The sequence below is a fragment of the Agrobacterium sp. SORGH_AS_0440 genome, from assembly GCF_031453135.1.
Classification (GTDB): domain Bacteria; phylum Pseudomonadota; class Alphaproteobacteria; order Rhizobiales; family Rhizobiaceae; genus Agrobacterium; species Agrobacterium pusense.
Window position 1 is genome coordinate 383,640 of sequence record NZ_JAVIYR010000002.1, and the last position, 15,094, is coordinate 398,733.

Annotated in this window: 16 protein-coding genes and 1 tRNA gene; 11 read left to right on the top strand and 6 right to left on the bottom strand. The window is 58.6% G+C overall.

What is annotated here, in order from left to right:
• Positions 1-9 precede the first annotated feature (9 nt).
• From QE453_RS11115 to QE453_RS11130, 4 genes are all read left to right on the top strand, one after another.
• Positions 10-1,107, top strand: coding sequence for a 2'-deoxycytidine 5'-triphosphate deaminase (locus tag QE453_RS11115; RefSeq protein WP_045533194.1), 1,098 nt, complete (start codon positions 10-12; stop codon positions 1,105-1,107).
• 58 nt (positions 1,108-1,165) lie between these two features.
• Positions 1,166-1,239, top strand: a tRNA-Gly gene (locus QE453_RS11120).
• 139 nt (positions 1,240-1,378) lie between these two features.
• Positions 1,379-2,104, top strand: coding sequence for an aquaporin Z (gene aqpZ, locus QE453_RS11125; RefSeq protein ID WP_006698951.1), 726 nt, complete (start codon positions 1,379-1,381; stop codon positions 2,102-2,104).
• Positions 2,105-2,156: 52 nt separating this feature from the next.
• On the top strand, positions 2,157-2,450 hold the full coding sequence (locus QE453_RS11130; RefSeq protein WP_004439782.1) for a hypothetical protein: 294 nt from the start codon (positions 2,157-2,159) through the stop codon (positions 2,448-2,450).
• A 182-nt stretch (positions 2,451-2,632) separates the two neighbouring features.
• Here QE453_RS11130 and QE453_RS11135 read toward each other — a convergent pair whose 3' ends face one another.
• On the bottom strand, positions 2,633-4,570 hold the full coding sequence (locus QE453_RS11135) for a glycosyltransferase family 2 protein (protein WP_309777068.1): 1,938 nt from the start codon (positions 4,568-4,570) through the stop codon (positions 2,633-2,635).
• Between the two features lie 170 nt (positions 4,571-4,740).
• Here QE453_RS11135 and QE453_RS11140 point away from each other — a divergent pair, with 170 nt between their 5' ends.
• Positions 4,741-5,502: a transporter substrate-binding domain-containing protein gene (locus tag QE453_RS11140; RefSeq protein WP_045533192.1), complete on the top strand. Its 762-nt coding sequence runs from the start codon at positions 4,741-4,743 to the stop codon at positions 5,500-5,502.
• Between the two features lie 42 nt (positions 5,503-5,544).
• Here the strand turns inward: QE453_RS11140 and uppX are convergent, their stop codons facing one another.
• Positions 5,545-6,849, bottom strand: coding sequence for a Wzx-type polysaccharide biosynthesis protein UppX (uppX, locus tag QE453_RS11145; protein ID WP_309777069.1), 1,305 nt, complete (start codon positions 6,847-6,849; stop codon positions 5,545-5,547).
• 268 nt (positions 6,850-7,117) lie between these two features.
• Here uppX and uppY point away from each other — a divergent pair, with 268 nt between their 5' ends.
• Entirely contained in the window at positions 7,118-8,416 is a 1,299-nt protein-coding gene (gene uppY / locus QE453_RS11150) for a Wzy-type polysaccharide biosynthesis protein UppY (protein WP_309777070.1), read from the top strand.
• Positions 8,417-8,442: 26 nt separating this feature from the next.
• Positions 8,443-9,195: a polysaccharide deacetylase family protein gene (locus QE453_RS11155; protein WP_309777071.1), complete on the top strand. Its 753-nt coding sequence runs from the start codon at positions 8,443-8,445 to the stop codon at positions 9,193-9,195.
• A 68-nt stretch (positions 9,196-9,263) separates the two neighbouring features.
• Here the strand turns inward: QE453_RS11155 and QE453_RS11160 are convergent, their stop codons facing one another.
• Positions 9,264-9,911, bottom strand: coding sequence for a helix-turn-helix transcriptional regulator (locus tag QE453_RS11160; RefSeq protein ID WP_004439793.1), 648 nt, complete (start codon positions 9,909-9,911; stop codon positions 9,264-9,266).
• A gap of 112 nt (positions 9,912-10,023) precedes the next feature.
• A complete protein-coding gene (locus QE453_RS11165) occupies positions 10,024-10,674 on the bottom strand; it encodes a response regulator transcription factor (protein ID WP_004439795.1) in 651 nt (216 codons plus the stop codon).
• Between the two features lie 241 nt (positions 10,675-10,915).
• Here QE453_RS11165 and QE453_RS11170 point away from each other — a divergent pair, with 241 nt between their 5' ends.
• Both QE453_RS11170 and QE453_RS11175 read left to right on the top strand, forming a co-directional pair.
• Entirely contained in the window at positions 10,916-11,269 is a 354-nt protein-coding gene (locus QE453_RS11170; RefSeq protein ID WP_309777072.1) for a DUF952 domain-containing protein, read from the top strand.
• Positions 11,269-12,360: a quinone-dependent dihydroorotate dehydrogenase gene (locus QE453_RS11175; RefSeq protein ID WP_035206757.1), complete on the top strand. Its 1,092-nt coding sequence runs from the start codon at positions 11,269-11,271 to the stop codon at positions 12,358-12,360. Before QE453_RS11170 ends, QE453_RS11175 begins: the two co-directional genes overlap by 1 nt.
• A gap of 104 nt (positions 12,361-12,464) precedes the next feature.
• On the opposite strand, the gene QE453_RS11180 is transcribed toward QE453_RS11175, so the two are convergent.
• Both QE453_RS11180 and QE453_RS11185 read right to left on the bottom strand, forming a co-directional pair.
• Positions 12,465-12,962, bottom strand: a complete 498-nt coding sequence (locus QE453_RS11180) for a CAP domain-containing protein (RefSeq protein ID WP_004439804.1) — start codon at positions 12,960-12,962, stop codon at positions 12,465-12,467.
• Position 12,963: 1 nt separating this feature from the next.
• Entirely contained in the window at positions 12,964-13,230 is a 267-nt protein-coding gene (locus QE453_RS11185; RefSeq protein WP_004439806.1) for a DUF6460 domain-containing protein, read from the bottom strand.
• 167 nt (positions 13,231-13,397) lie between these two features.
• Between QE453_RS11185 and QE453_RS11190 the strand changes: the two genes are divergently transcribed.
• Both QE453_RS11190 and QE453_RS11195 read left to right on the top strand, forming a co-directional pair.
• Entirely contained in the window at positions 13,398-14,339 is a 942-nt protein-coding gene (locus tag QE453_RS11190) for a class I SAM-dependent methyltransferase (protein ID WP_045532867.1), read from the top strand.
• Between the two features lie 130 nt (positions 14,340-14,469).
• Positions 14,470-15,081 carry a YitT family protein gene (locus QE453_RS11195; protein ID WP_006698960.1) on the top strand — a complete coding sequence of 204 codons (612 nt, stop codon included), beginning with the start codon at positions 14,470-14,472 and terminating at the stop codon, positions 15,079-15,081.
• Positions 15,082-15,094: the final 13 nt, after the last annotated feature.

The window sequence follows — 15,094 nt, forward strand, 5'->3', positions numbered from 1 at the left end:
ATGACGACCATGATGAGAACCACGGGCATTTTGGCGGATGGCGCAATCCGCGCGCTGTTTGCAGGCGGCAAGCTGAAAAGCGAGGCCGATCTCGATGTCGATCAGGTGCAGCCCGCCAGCCTCGACCTCAGGCTTGGCTCCAGGGCCTATCGTGTTCGTGCAAGTTTCATGCCCGGCCCCGGAACCAAGGTCATCGACAAGCTCAATCGTCTCAGCCTGCACGAGGTGGATCTCAGCCAGGGCGCGGTGCTGGAAACCGGCTGTGTCTATATCGTTCCGCTGATGGAAAGCCTTGCGCTGCCGGCGGACATGTCCGCCTCGGCCAATCCTAAGAGTTCGACCGGTCGCCTCGATATCTTCACCCGCGTCATGACCGACAATGCGCAGGAATTCGACAAGATACCGGCGGGATACACAGGTCCGCTCTATCTGGAAATCAGCCCGCGCACCTTCCCCGTGGTGGTTCGCCGTGGCTCGCGCCTGTCGCAGATCCGTTTCCGCATTGGCCATTCGCTGCTGAATGAAAGCGAGCTTCTGAAACTGCACGAGACGGAAACGCTGGTCGCCAGCGAAAGCCCGAACGTGACGGGCGGTGGTATCGCACTCTCGATCGACCTCAAGGGATTTGGCGAAAACGGGCTGATCGGTTATCGCGGCAAACACCATACGGCGGTGGTGGATGTCGACAAGAAGGCCCAGCACGATGTTCTCGATTTCTGGGAACCGCTCTATGCGCGCGGCCGCGCCGAACTGATCCTCGACCCGGACGAATTCTATATTCTCGTTTCGCGCGAAGCCGTCCACGTGCCGCCGCTTTATGCGGCCGAAATGACGCCCTTCGATCCGCTGGTGGGCGAATTCCGTGTGCACTATGCCGGTTTCTTTGACCCCGGCTTCGGCCACGCGCAGGCGGGGGGCACCGGCAGCCGCGCCGTGCTGGAAGTGCGCAGCCATGAGGTGCCCTTTATTCTCGAGCATGGCCAGATCGTCGGCCGGTTGGTTTATGAGCATATGCTGCAGAAACCGGAAGGCCTTTATGGCACCGGTCTCGGCTCCAACTATCAGGCGCAGGGGCTGAAGCTCTCCAAGCACTTTCGCGCCGCATAATGAGCCCCGGCGGGCGCTTGACACCCGCCGCGAACTATCCGATGTCTTGTTTGTGGGTGCGGGTGTAGCTCAATGGTAGAGCAGCAGCTTCCCAAGCTGAATACGAGGGTTCGATTCCCTTCACCCGCTCCAGTCTCCCTTGATCCCCTCGCCAAAAATATTGGCCCCTGTCTGCTGCCACGTCGGTGGCAGCGGGACTATGTGATTTTGCTTGACTACGATTAAATTGCACGTAATAGTTGATCCAGTCGTAACATGATGGGGAAATGTTATGAGTCGCAAACTTCTCTCTGAATTTTTGGGAACCTTCTGGCTGGTCTTTGGTGGCTGTGGCAGCGCGGTTTTTGCTGCTGCTTTTCCTGAACTCGGCATTGGCTTCCTGGGTGTCGCGTTCGCCTTCGGCCTGACGGTGCTGACCATGGCCTACGCGGTTGGCGGTATTTCCGGCGGGCATTTCAATCCAGCTGTTTCGGTCGGCCTGTCCGTTGCCGGTAAATTTCCGGCAGCAAACCTACTGCCCTATATCGTTGCGCAGGTCTTGGGGGCGGTCGTTGCCGCGGCGGCTCTTTACGTGATCGTCACCGGCAAGGCGGGGGCTGACATTGGCGGTTTTGCTGCCAATGGCTATGGGGAGCATTCGCCGGGGGGATATTCGCTCCTGTCGGCGTTGCTGATCGAGGTTATTCTGACGGCGTTTTTCCTGATCATCATTCTGGGGTCGACGCATGGCAGGGTGCCAGTCGGTTTCGCGCCGATCGCCATCGGTCTTGCACTTACTCTCATTCATCTGATCTCCATTCCGGTCACCAACACGTCGGTCAACCCGGCCCGCTCCACGGGGCAGGCCCTGTTTGTCGGTGGATGGGCTCTGCAGCAGCTGTGGCTGTTCTGGCTTGCCCCGATCGTCGGTGGGGCGATTGGCGCTGTAATCTGGAAAATTTTCGGTGAGGAAGAGAAGGTCGGCCATGCCGGCTCCATCCAGCCCGCACAGACGTGATTAGGAGGCTTTGTTTTTCCGAATGGTCGGGAAAACAAGTGAGGAGGATGACATGGATCTTGCTTCGATATTGGCCCAGATCATCGGCGGTGCGGCTGGTGGGACAGCCGGTGGAAAGATACTGAAGGACTCTGACCTTGGCGCGCTCGGCAACCTGATTGCCGGCGCCATTGGCGGTATTGGCGGTGGAACCGTGCTCGGATCGCTGCTTGGGGCGGCGGGAGACGCGGCGGCTGGCGGTGTGGATATTGGCGTCCTTGCCGGCCAGCTCGTTGGCGGCGGTGTCGGCGGTTTGATCGTCCAGGTCATCGTCGGCCTGATCAAGAACAAGCTTGTTGCACGATAATCGACCGCGCTTGAAATGAAACGGGACGTCTGCCGGACGAAGCGCTCCGGCAGACGTCGATTATATGCGCATCGGTGGGCGAGTTGCGTAAGGCCGGCTTCGGTTTTGCAAATCGCGACGATATCGGCAGAAAATAGAAGCCGCCTTCTGCGACCAGGTAGAGGATCGAAGCGGCAAGCGTTTCAGGTAGTGTTGCTAACGCTTGGTACGTGAGGCGTCTTGTTCCAGACGAAAGGCTTGGTTTTTAACTCAAGCACGGCACGCCAGGCCGCCAGAGACAATATCAGCCAATAAAGCGGAATTGCCAGCCAGCGTTTTCCCACCTGCCTCCTCTCGTAATCGATCATCCTGTTCCTGCCCATCAGCACGAATATGGCGTAACTGCCGGCGATGTTCAGCGTATCGGTAAGAAACAGAACACCCTGCCACGAAAACAGCATGTCTGCACCGCTGTCCCCGATAGCCGTGGCCATCCACGCTACGGAAATGAAGAGCAGGGGATGAGCCATCGACGACACCAGCATGCCGCCGATCAACAGTTGGAAGACGATATAGGAGAGCCATCCCATGCGGCGCGCCGTCGCAACGGGCGCGCGGGTCATCACCAGCCAGCTCTGCAGCCAACCCTTGTACCAGCGCGCCCGCTGGTTGAGCCACACGGGAAGCGTGGTGGGCGCGTCCTCCAGCGTCTGGCGGTATATGACGCCGCATCGATAGCCGAGTTGGTGCAGCCTGAGGCCAATATCGGCATCCTCAGTCACATTGTAAGGATCCCAGGCGCCGACGCGACGCAATACGGCGGTGCGGAAATGGTTGGACGTGCCGCCAAGCGGCAGCGGTAGCCGGTGCGCCGCAAGCACGGGCAACATTGAACGGAACAGACCGGCATATTCCAGGGCGAAACAGGCACTGATCCAGGAAGAGCGCGCATTGCTGATGATAAGCGGCGCCTGCAGGCAGGCCACGTTCTCCGGCTGATGGCGGAAGGTCGCATAGGCTTCACGCAATTGCAGCGGATGTGGCCGATCTTCCGCGTCATAGATGGCAACGAACGCCCCGCGCGCGCCGGAGAGCGCATAGGTAAGCGCCTTGGGCTTGGTCCTCGGCAGGGAAGGCGGCACTCTCACGATCTCAATATGCTGTCCGGGATTTAATCTAAGGATGGCGTCGATTGTGGCCCCGTCATCTGCCTCGCAGACGAGCTTGATATCCAGTCGGGATTTGGGCCAGTCGAGCCGCTCCAGCGCGCCGATGAGCTGGCTGACGATGGCGTCCTCACGATAGAGCGCCACCAGAATGGTATAGACCGGCAGATTTCCGTCGGGTTCGAGCGCAGCTGCAGTCATCGTGTCTTTCTCTCCTGAAGTCTGCATCAGCACAAACAGCCTGAACAGCAGTGTGAAGAAATAAAGCATCGTCAGGGCGACGTGGATGACGGCCATGGCCGTCTGTGTGTGAAACAGCAGCGAGAGCGTAAGCAGGGTGACGACGATACCGCTATAAAAGCCCTGATGACCTTGAAGCGTGATCCTGGCAGAGTACTGCGGCGCGGTGTTGAAGAGTTGCTGGCGAGCCTCACGACAGCGGCGTGTTTCACCCGCCTTCCAGATCGCATCGCGCATGGCATGCGGCGTCGTCACCACGAGCTCGTCCAGAAGATGCGGATGTCGATCCAGCAGGCTTTTCAGTAATTCCATCCGCGCCAGCTCGGGCACGATCAGAAGTGCTGGTTTACCGTTCGCAGGCGTCAGCCGTAGCAAGCGCGGCTCGGCTAGCTGCGTATCGAGACTATGGACATCTGCGATCCGGTCCGGATCGATCTCCGCGACAAAGGGTAACCGCAAAAATCTGGCGAAAGCGCCAAAATAGGCATCTGTCGCGACAAGGCCGCCGGCCAGCAGTTCCGCTTCCAGCGTCGAGCCGTTTTCCTGCGCCTGCCGTTCGCACGCGCTGATGTAGGGCTTGCCAAATCCCAGCGCCCGAAGGAAGCGCATGTGTCCGGCTTCACCCCGATCAGGAACCGTCTGGGGTGGATTGTCGCGTATGCGGGAAAATACAATTTTTCGCCCGGCAGGCGTCGTGCGAAACGATTCTCGTGTATAGTGTCGCAAATAATCCATGCACTGCCGCCACCGTCATGGTAACGCCCCACTTCCTGCTGCGGATAGTATAGATGAGAATGACGATTGTAACGCGAAATATAATTCTTGTTTTTACTTTAGTGTTCGCTTTGCAAGTTGTCGGTATTTTCGAAAAGCTTCATGCGGAGGGCCTGTCGGACGGGAACCGCATGCCAGTGCTTTTCGACGCTCAGGAGCGGTTTCCCGGTGGCGACCTTTCCTCCGTCCCCCGCATCAGGTTTTTGATGTCGGTGGATTTTCCGCCCTTCAATTTTACCGATCAGGAAGGCCGGCTTGCGGGTTTCCATGTCGATCTCGTTCGCGAGGTGTGCGCGCAGCTCAAGGTGGAGAGCAAATGTCAGGTACAGGCCTTACCCTTTGACGAGCTGGAGGCGGCTCTGGAGATGGGAGAGGGCGAAGCGGTGATTTCCGGTCTCGCCGTCACGGCCGAGCTGCGCAAGAGCTTCACCTTTTCGCGCCCCTATCTTCTGTTGCCGGCCCGGCTGGCTGTCAACAAGGCGACGAAATTTGCCGGCTCCGGCGCCGACGCACTGTCCGGCAAGAAAGTGGGTGTGGTGACCGGTTCCCGGCACGAACAGATGCTCAAGGCATTTTTTCCCAAGGCGGCGGTTGAGGGTTTTGACGGCTACGAACCCATGTACGGTGCTCTGAAGGCCGGTAAGGTCGACGCCATCTTTGCCGATGCCCTGCGCTTGCCGTTCTGGGTTTCAGGAAGCGCATCCGAAGGCTGCTGCGCTCTTTTTGGGGGGCCTTATATGTCGGACAGGTTCCTCGGCGAGGGCCTTTCCATCATGACGGTCGATCCGGATAATGTGCTGGTGCCGGCCTTCGATCAGGCGCTTGCCGCTCTTTCCCGCAACGGCCGGCTCGAAGAGATCTATCGTCGTTATTTTCCCTACGGGCTCTATTAGGAGAGACCCGGACCGACTCGATTCAACTGAATGAGGCGCGCTCTATTTAACCGCAGCGAAAGCCTCTTCGCTCCGCCGCAGCCGTAGAAGCGCCACCCACACAGCTGCCGCTATGGCGGTTTCGACGATGAAATAGCTGCCGATCGTTCCCGAAATGCTGAAAGACCAGGTGAAGAAGGCAACGACGACGGAGCCTATGAGATTGCCGCTGTTCCATATCTTGGCGCGGATATCCTGGCGCCCGGAGGCGCCCAGCGCCTCCAGCGCGGTAGCCGCCACGGCCATCGGCAGTACGGCCCAGCAAAGCACGCGGGTGATGGTGGGAAGCGAAACATATTCGTCGCCAAATAAAAGCGGCAGGAAGGGCGCGATGATGAAGATTGCCAGCGCACTGCCGGTCGCGATGAACAGCGCCGCTTTCAGCACATTATAGGCGCGTTCGATGGTTTTGCTGATACCCTGCAGCGCTGCAGAGGCGGATCCGGGATAGATGAGCCGGTTCAGAGCCTCGACGGAAAGATAGGAGCTGTCGAGAATCCGCCGGGCGATGGAATAGCTGCCCAGGACCTCCGCACTGGCGATGGCTCCAAGGACGAGAATATCGGCATTGCCGCGTACCGCCTTGAACAGGAACTGGGTGGAAAACAGGATGCCGATGCGAATTTCCTCCCGGACGATCCGAAAGACCGGTCGGCCGAGCCTGCCTATTGCCTTGACGGAAATCATGGCTGCAATCGTGTGGGCGGCGAGGTTCCAGAGTGCCCAGGCCTCGACCGTTTCCACCTTGAAGACGAGGCAGGCAACCACGGCGGCAATGGTGCGGGCGACGGCAAACATCACCTCCAGCTTGTTGGCCGAGGCAAAGTCGGAATGGGCGATGAAGCTTTGCGTGGAAAGCGAAATAACCTTCAGGAGAACGAGGTTGGTGAACAGGATCAGGAAAGTGGTGATCAGCGTGTGCAGCAACGTTTCCGACGTCGGGAAAAACACCGGGATCGTCACCATGCCGATGAGCGTCAGGACCACACCCGTCGCCGCGCTGAGGAGATAACTGTGGCCAAGCATGACGGGGAACATGCCGCGATCCTGCGCCACGCGACGAATGAGCGATTCCTGTGAGCCGATACCGCAAATCTGAACGCCCAGATTGGTCACGGCCGTGATCGAGGCGTAAAGCGCGAATTGTTCGACACCCAGATGGCGGGCTAGCAGCGCGAAGGTCAAGAGCTGGGCGGCGCTGGACATCAGCAGCGCGCCTCCGGATGCAATATAGGCCAATCCAAGTCTGACAAGATGGCCGAGCCGCGGCGTGTTCAACGACACCTCATTCTCCGTTTTTTCCGGCATTGCCGGGCGAATTCAAAAGGACTGTCCCTTTTAAAGTCTTACGAACTGAAGGGGCGGCAACCGGGCGGTATTCGACACCGACGACCTGAATGAATGACAGTTTCTCCTGTCTTAGCTCTGTTGAGGTAAGAGAGGGTTAAAGCAATTACACAATAATGATGATAATGACTGTTTATGGTTATTAGGACATCGCCCGGTTCAGAAGGGTTTGGTTGTTCGTTGCAGGGCAGGTCCATGATCCGATTTTCCGTTCCCGAAGCAGGCCACCATGCCGCGTTTTGCTGATACGCGGTCCATTTCTGCAGAAAACAGCAGTGCCATGTCCCTGTCGGGCGGCCGTCGCGACGCGATTTTTTTTGTCGCCACGATGCTTTACATCTGGATTTCTGTCGCGCCCTTTGAAAATCTTGCGGTGCCACCCGTGCCGCGCGCCGCCGCCAATCAGCTGACCGGTCTGGTGATCGCGCTCATCCTCGGTGTCTTCGCACTGCGCCATCGTCTGACGGGGCTTTTGCTGAGGCCCCGCTTGCCAATCCTGCTGCTGTTTTCCTGGCTCGCGCTTTGTTCGGTCCTTGGTGCAGAGCCCGGCACGTCGTTGCAGCGCCTGATTTTCACGGCGCTCCTGTGTTTTATCACCAGCGTGCTGGTTGTCATGCCGCGCGACAGGCGGCAATTCGACCGGATGATGGCCGTTTTCGCCATTCTCCTGCTGGCGCTTTGTTATCTCGGGGTTATCTTCCTGAGTTCGCGCGCAATCCATCAGCCTTACGATCTCGATGAGAAGGCGCTTGCAGGCGATTGGCGCGGAATATTCAATCATAAGAACGCCGCCGCGCCGGCAATGATCATTCTTTTCATGGTGGGCCTCTATCTGCGCAATGCCTGGTCCACGCTGGGCGGAATAGCGATCACGCTGCTGGCCGGCTTTTTTCTCTGGAAGACCAACGGGAAAACTGCAGCGATGCTTTTGCCCGTCACCATCGCCCTGGTCTGGGTCATGGAGCGGCATGCCGGGCGGACATTGCTGATGATCGGTGGCCTTCTGGCGTTTCTCAATATCGTTGCAATCGGCTCCACCTATTTCCCGAGCATACAGAGCCTCGTCGAAAGCCTGGGCATCGATTCCACGTTCACCGGACGGACGGATATATGGCGCCTGTCTTTCGACACCTTTGCGCAATCGCCGATCTTCGGGCAGGGATTTCAGGCCTTCTGGACAAGCGACCGGCTTCTGTCACAGGCCGATATTGCCGAGACTTGGGCGGTCACGGCCTTTCACGCGCACAATGGCTATGTCGAGAGCCTTTTGAATGGCGGACTGCTCGCCTTCGTCCTCACTCTCATATGGCTCGTGATCATCCCCGCAAATGATTTCCGAACAGCGGTGGACAGAGGCACGGATCCCGGCCTGACGCGGCTTTTTGGGCGAATTTGGGTATATGCGCTGCTTTCTTCCTGTCTTGAGAGTAATTTCTTTACCGGAACCGGGCCTATCTGGTCTTCTCTTCTTATTGCGATCTATTGTTTGAGACATCAGGCTTACGACATACTGGAACAGGGACAGTAATTTGCACGGCGGGCCGGGGGGCTAGTATGACGCAGAAAATCGGAACGATCGCAGACCGGGTCAATAACCGGCTCGTGCGGTATTTCTCTGGACCGACGGCGCGGATCGAGACATCCGAACCGATTGTCTCCTTCACATTCGACGATGTTCCGGCGAGCGCCTGGACCAGCGGTGCCCGCATTCTGGAGAACGAGAATGTTCGCGGGACCTTTTATATTTCCGGGGTCTTCATCGACAGGCATGACGAACCGCAGGACATGATTTCCGCTAGGGGCTGTTCGGAACTGGCTACGGCCGGTCATGAGCTCGCCTGCCATACCTATTCCCATCGCAAACTCTCAAGCTTTTCACGGCGAGGGCTGGAAGAGGATCTCGATCGTAATGAAAAGGTGCTGGCCTCGTTCGATGAAAACGGGCACAGGCGGAATTTCTCCACCCCCTTCGGCATGGCTTCGCCACTCATGCAGCCTATGCTGCGGCGCAGGTTCAGGACCGCCCGCGGGATCATGCCCGGCATCAACCGCGGCAGCATCGATCCGCATAATCTTGCTGCCGTCGAATTGCGGCCCGATCCGAACTATCTCGATGCCGCTGATCGCTGGCTTGACGACGTCCTGCAAAACGGCGGCTGGCTCGTCATTTTTACCCATGACGTGTCGTCTGCGCCAAGCTTTTACGGTTGCCCGGAAGACAGGTTTCAGGGTTTCGTGCGTAAGGCGGCATCCGGTGGCGCAAAAGTCATGACGGTTGACGCGGCCGTGACGGCACTCGGCCTCTAAGGCACGGCACAGTGCTGCGCGCTTTTAGCCATCGCGGTGAAAGCGATAATGACGTGCAGGATATCGGCCTACTGGCTGGCCCATATGATGCGGGCGATCCATTCCACATCGGCCATCTCGAAGCTCCGATTGGGATGCTCAGGATTGAGCGAAAGAAGTTCGATGCTCTTGGGGCTTTGCCGCGCCAGCACCTTGGCCATCACTTCACCGTCACGGCTCTTCAACACAACGCGGTCGCCGCGCCGTACTTGCGCGCCAGGCTCCACGATGAGGATGTCGCCGTCGCGGTAAAGCGGCATCATGCTCTCTCCCTGCACTTCCAGCGCGTAGACTCCCTGTTTGCGTTCGGGAGACGAGGGAAACTCAACCACGTCCCAGCCCTGACCTGCCGGAAAGCCGCCGTCGTCAAAAAAACCGCCGGAACCGGCCTGAGCGAAACCGAGCAGGGGGATGGCACTTTCCGCACCGGCAGGTCGCGTCTGCGCCTTTCCGAAAGCATAACCGAAAAACTGATCCACGCTCGCTCCCGTCGCTTCGAGCACCTTGGAAACGGACTCCGTCGAGGGCCAGCGTTTGCGGCCGTCCGGACCGAAACGCTTCGACTTATTGAATGAAGTAGGGTCGAGACCGGCACGCTTCGCCAATGCCGAAGGCGTCAGCTGATGGCGTTCGGCAAGCGTATCGATGGCGCTCCAGATCGTCTCATGTGAAAGCATGGTAGAAAGCCCGCAAACGGAGCCGATAGCGGAAAAGCTCCTGTCGTTAACACCTCGAAATCTAGACCATATCCGGTCCGGAGTAAAGGAAGGAAAGGAATAAAATCCTTGCTTACGCCACAAGAGCCGATGTGTTGATCTTGGCGAGCTGGATGACCGCCTGCGTGCGGCTGTCCACCTTGAGCTTCAACAGGATCGCGGAGACATGTGCCTTGATCGTCGCCTCCGAAACATTGAGCTCATAGGCGATCTGCTTGTTCAGCAGGCCTTCTGCCAGCATGCCGAGAACACGGCTCTGCTGCGGCGTCAGCGTTCGCAGCCTGCCGATGAGATCGGCGACATCCGGATCGTGCTCCTTTTCGCCGTGATGGCCGGCCGGTACCCACAGGTCGCCTTCCAGAACCGCGCGGATGCCATCACGGATGTCATCGATGCCGGAGGATTTTGAAATGAAACCGGAAGCGCCGAGTTCGATTGAGCGGCGGACGGTCGTCGCGTCATCCGTCGCCGATACGATGACGATCGGCAGGCTGGAAAACTCTGCGCGCAGCGCCATGAGGCCCGAAAACCCGCTGACCCCTGGCATGGCAAGGTCAAGCAGCATCAGATCCGCATCGTTACGGGCTGCGGCTGCGCGTCTGGCAGCCTCGAAATCACCGGCTTCAATGATGGTCTGGTGTCCGTCGAGGCCGGATACGGCCTGTTTCAGGGCACCGCGAAAAAGTGGATGATCATCTGCAATGATAATGACAAGTTCCGACATTCTGGCCCCCTCCCAAGGGCATTATGCGGTTCTTTTCCAGTTATTGACTCACTCCCTTTGCCGGTGGTCGAAACACGCCCGGCTCCTCCGCCAAAGGTTGCGCCAATCGGTTCCTCTTTACAAGGAAAAGCTTGTGGACAGGCGGTCTTTCAGGCTTTCAGCAATAAAAATACCGTGGAAACTGTGGACAATCCCCTAGCTTTACGGCAAACCGCGATGGTTGGAAAGCCATGGAGAGCGCATGCAGGAAACGCCCGCGATCATCTATAAAATCGTGCCGGAGACGCTGTGGAACGAGGCCAGGGCAAAGGGTGTCTTCGACGGCGCCGCCATCGACCTGACCGATGGCTTCATCCATTTTTCCACGGCCAGGCAGGTGGCGGAAACAGCCGCGCGGCATTTTTCCGGCCAGGCCAATCTGCTGCTGATTGCAGTCGACGGCGCGGCCCTCGGCGACAAGCTGGTCTATGAACCCTCAAGAGGCGGCGATCTTTTCCCTCACCTTTATGGGCCTCTTCCCTTGAGCGCCGTGCTCTGGGAGACGCCGCTTGCACTCGATCACGACGGCCAGCACCAGTTTCCGGAGATTTTGTGATGAGCGGATTATTTTCCTCGATCGGCCGCAAGGGCCTGTTCCTGGTCGATCCGGAAAAGGCCCATGGGCTGTCCATTGCGGCCCTGAAAAGCGGCTTCCTGCCCACCTGCATGGTGCCGCACGATCCGCGACTGCAGCAGACCGTGGCGGGCCTTGTCTTCCCCAATCCGCTCGGCATGGCGGCGGGTTACGACAAGAATGCGGAAGTACCGGGACCGCTTCTGAAGCTCGGTTTCGGCTTCACTGAAATCGGCACCGTCACGCCGCGGGCGCAGGCCGGCAATCCGAAGCCGCGTATCTTTCGCCTTGTGGAAGATGAGGGCGTCATCAATCGCCTCGGTTTCAACAATGAAGGCCATGCCGCTGCGCTGGAGCGTCTGAAGCAGGCGCATCTGCGTGGCATTGTCGGCGTCAATATCGGCGCCAACAAGGACAGTGAAGACCGTATCGCCGATTATGTGCAGGGCATCGAGGCGTTTTATTCGGTCGCATCCTATTTCACCGTCAATATTTCGTCCCCCAACACACCTGGTCTCCGCGACCTGCAGGCGCGCGAAAGCCTTGCCGCCCTTCTCTCGGCCGTGCTGGAACGCCGCAAGGCGGAAGCTGAACGTTTCGGCAGACGCATCCCCGTCTTCCTCAAGATCGCTCCCGATCTGACCGAAGAGGGACTGGACGACGTTGCTGAAGAAGCGCTTGCCCATGATCTGGACGGCCTGATCGTTTCCAATACCACCCTCTCACGCGACGGCCTGCGAGCCAGCCCGCACAAGGGTGAGGCGGGTGGCCTTTCCGGCAAGCCTCTCTTCGAACTCTCCACCACGGTTCTGGCCAAGGTGCGCCGTCGCGTCGGCGTCAATTTGCCGATCATCGGTGTCGGCGGCGTTTCGTCCCCGGAAACGGCTTTGGAAAAGGTAAGGGCAGGTGCGGATCTGGTACAGCTGTACTCCTGCATGGTCTATGAAGGCCCCGGTCTGCCATCTGCCATCGTCAAGGGCCTGTCGAAGCTGGTTGCCCGTGAGGGCGTGGAATCGATCCGTGATCTGCGTGACAGCGCGGTTGACCGCTGGGCGGATCGTAAGCTCGGCTGACAGCGGGCCTGGAAGGTCGAGGCAGCGCTTCCTCAGGGCTCTCCTTCCTCATCCCTGTGCTTGTCACAGGAGTGAGGGAAGAGGCTGGTTTCCCGCCCTTTACCTCAGGCGCAGAGCACCATAGCCCAATAGGGCCGGTTGCGGCTGGTGGCATCGTAGGCGACCGCCACGCCGAGGCCGTTATAAGGCCCAAGCATGTTTTCGAGGTGGTGTTTGGAGCCGATCCAGGCCTTCACCACCCGCTCCACGCTATCCTGACCGGCGGCCACATTCTCCGCCGCAGGAAGCGGCACATTCCCCTCCTTCATTCGGATCAGGAAACTGTCGGTCAGTCCGATCAGATGCGCCATCTTCTGCGCCTTGACCATGCGTCCGGCCTGATAGGCGGCGGCGCTGCTGGCTGCACCATTGATGGAAAGCGGCGAAAGTCCTTTCGAGCGTCGCAGGTCGTTGACCATTGGAAGCGCCGCTGCGGTCTCATCGCGGGTGCCTGAAGGTACGCCCTTGTTGGTTGGAACGGAAACGCAGGCTGAAAGAACCGAACCGGCGGAAAGCAGCACGAAACCGCGCCGTGTAAGCGTCTGGAGAGAAGTGTCGGTCATGTCAGCGGCGATAGCTCAGAAGGCGCAGGATGATGAAGACGGGAATGACGATCGTGGCGCCCAGGATCAGATAGTCGCCGATCGCCCCCAGCGCATGGAAACCGCTGCGCCACAGGTCGACGACGAAGTCGCGCGCGCCGTAAATGATGTTCCACGGCGTCAAGCCGAAGATCGCCATCAGAAAGCCGACGAGCAGTGAGACCACGAGCAGCTTCACCACCGTTCGGGCCACTGTGTCGCCCAGCAATTTGTTGACCTCACCGGCCATCAGCAAGTCTCCTGTTTTGTCCTGACATATGAAACGGACCACATCGATGCAAGTTTTTGCGCACTATATCGCGCATATCAGCCAATTCCACGAGTGCGCCATGAAATAGGACTTGAGTTTTTTTATGGCTTGAGAAATGACAGCGCGCATCTTCTCAGGAATCTTGAATGGCCCCAAACCAGTTTTCTTCCGGTGACGTCATTGCCGACCGCCGGGCGGACTATGCCCGCATGTTGGCGGAGGGCGGTGATTATCCCGCCGCCGCCGAACTCATGGAACAGGCGCTGGAACTAGCGCCACGGTGGACGGCGGGCTGGTTTCGCTTCGGGGAATATCACGAAAAGGCGGGGGAAACGAACAAGGCCGTGGCGGCTTACGAAAAGGTCGCCGAGATGGATGAGGAAGGGCTGTTTGCAGCCGAACTGAAGCTTGCGGTTCTCGGCGCCGCAGAAACACCGGAACAGCCGCCGAGCCGTTATGTGGAAGGGCTGTTCGACGATTATGCCGACCGTTTCGAAACTTCGCTGGTCGAAAAGCTCGATTACAGCGTGCCGCAGAAACTGGCGGAACTGATCGAGAAGGCGGCGGATGGCCGGGTATTCGACACTGTCGTCGACATCGGCTGCGGCACGGGACTCCTCGGCGTTGAAATCAGAGCCTTCGCAAAGCGGCTGGAAGGTTTCGATATTTCACAGAACATGCTTGCCAAGGCGGAGGAAAAAGATCTCTACGATCACCTCGGCCAGGCCGATCTTTCCCTCGAAGCGGAAACTTCGGGGCTCTTCACCACGACCCTGGCGCCGAAGCGCGCCAATCTCGTCGCCGCCGCCGATGTAATGATGTATCTCGGCAGTCTCGAAACCGTCATGCCCCTCGTTTCCGCCCTGTTGGCGCCCTCCGGCTTCTTTGCCTTTTCAGTTGAGGATGCGGCAGGGGAGGATGGTTTCGTTCTGCGGGAATCCCTTCGTTACGCCCATTCGAAAACCTATGTCAGCGGTCTTCTGGAACGGGCGGGTTTTGATCTCATGGAAATTCGCAAGACCACCATTCGCAAGGATGCCGGAAAACCCCTTTCCGGCATTCTTTTTCTTGCCCGCGCCAAGGTCTGAACATCTCATTTCTTTCCATTTTCTCGATAGGTCAGCCTTCCTTACGTATCCATCTTGATCGGGTTCGTTTTGCAGTGCAAAATATGAAAGAAACCGAGGGCAAAGCTTGAGAACGAGAAGCGTTTACGGCATGTGGAGTTCCGATCCGGCCAGACACGCGCCGGTGGAAGACGTGCAGGGCATCGTCACCGGCGCCATTGTCTCGGCGCTCGGCTTTTATCTGCTGAACAAGGTCGGCCTTTTGACGGGCGGGACCGCCGGTGTCGCCTTTCTCCTGCATTATGCCTTCGGCATCAGCTTCGGGCTGCTGTTCTTCCTCGTCAATCTGCCATTCTATTACCTGTCCTTCCGTCGGCTCGGCCTTGCCTTTTCCTTCAAGACATTCATCGCCATCGGCCTTGTTTCGGTGCTGACGGAAGTGGAAGCGCGCTGGATGGTGATCGACAGCATCAATCCGCTGTGGGCGGCGCTGCTCGGTGGTCTGCTGCTGGGTTACGGATTGCTGGCGCTTTATCGCCACCGCGCCAGCCTTGGCGGCATCGGCATTCTGGCCATCTATATTCAGGATCGCTTTGGCATCCGCGCCGGCCTGATCCAGCTCGCCTTCGATGCCTTCGTCATGCTCTGTGCTTTCCTCGTCATCGATCCGGTCACGGTTGTCTATTCGATCGTCGGCGCCTTTGTCCTCAACATGTTTCTGGCCATCAATCACCGTTCGGACAGATATATCGTCGTGCGCTGAGCGAGGGTGGTTG

Bases quoted from the DNA above. Each gene is read 5' to 3' on its own strand.
- QE453_RS11135 (WP_309777068.1), bottom strand. From the start codon at position 4,570: ATGGATTATTTGCGACACTATACACGAGAATCGTTTCGCACGACGCCT.
- QE453_RS11170 (WP_309777072.1), top strand. From the start codon at position 10,916: ATGCAGGAAACGCCCGCGATCATCTATAAAATCGTGCCGGAGACGCTG.
- QE453_RS11180 (WP_004439804.1), bottom strand. From the start codon at position 12,962: ATGACCGACACTTCTCTCCAGACGCTTACACGGCGCGGTTTCGTGCTG.
- QE453_RS11190 (WP_045532867.1), top strand. From the start codon at position 13,398: ATGGCCCCAAACCAGTTTTCTTCCGGTGACGTCATTGCCGACCGCCGG.
- QE453_RS11130 (WP_004439782.1), top strand. From the start codon at position 2,157: ATGGATCTTGCTTCGATATTGGCCCAGATCATCGGCGGTGCGGCTGGT.
- uppX (WP_309777069.1), bottom strand. From the start codon at position 6,849: ATGCCGGAAAAAACGGAGAATGAGGTGTCGTTGAACACGCCGCGGCTC.
- QE453_RS11115 (WP_045533194.1), top strand. From the start codon at position 10: ATGATGAGAACCACGGGCATTTTGGCGGATGGCGCAATCCGCGCGCTG.
- QE453_RS11160 (WP_004439793.1), bottom strand. From the start codon at position 9,911: ATGCTTTCACATGAGACGATCTGGAGCGCCATCGATACGCTTGCCGAA.
- QE453_RS11155 (WP_309777071.1), top strand. From the start codon at position 8,443: ATGACGCAGAAAATCGGAACGATCGCAGACCGGGTCAATAACCGGCTC.
- aqpZ (WP_006698951.1), top strand. From the start codon at position 1,379: ATGAGTCGCAAACTTCTCTCTGAATTTTTGGGAACCTTCTGGCTGGTC.
- QE453_RS11175 (WP_035206757.1), top strand. From the start codon at position 11,269: ATGAGCGGATTATTTTCCTCGATCGGCCGCAAGGGCCTGTTCCTGGTC.
- QE453_RS11140 (WP_045533192.1), top strand. From the start codon at position 4,741: ATGCCAGTGCTTTTCGACGCTCAGGAGCGGTTTCCCGGTGGCGACCTT.
- QE453_RS11165 (WP_004439795.1), bottom strand. From the start codon at position 10,674: ATGTCGGAACTTGTCATTATCATTGCAGATGATCATCCACTTTTTCGC.
- QE453_RS11185 (WP_004439806.1), bottom strand. From the start codon at position 13,230: ATGGCCGGTGAGGTCAACAAATTGCTGGGCGACACAGTGGCCCGAACG.
- uppY (WP_309777070.1), top strand. From the start codon at position 7,118: ATGCCGCGTTTTGCTGATACGCGGTCCATTTCTGCAGAAAACAGCAGT.
- QE453_RS11195 (WP_006698960.1), top strand. From the start codon at position 14,470: ATGTGGAGTTCCGATCCGGCCAGACACGCGCCGGTGGAAGACGTGCAG.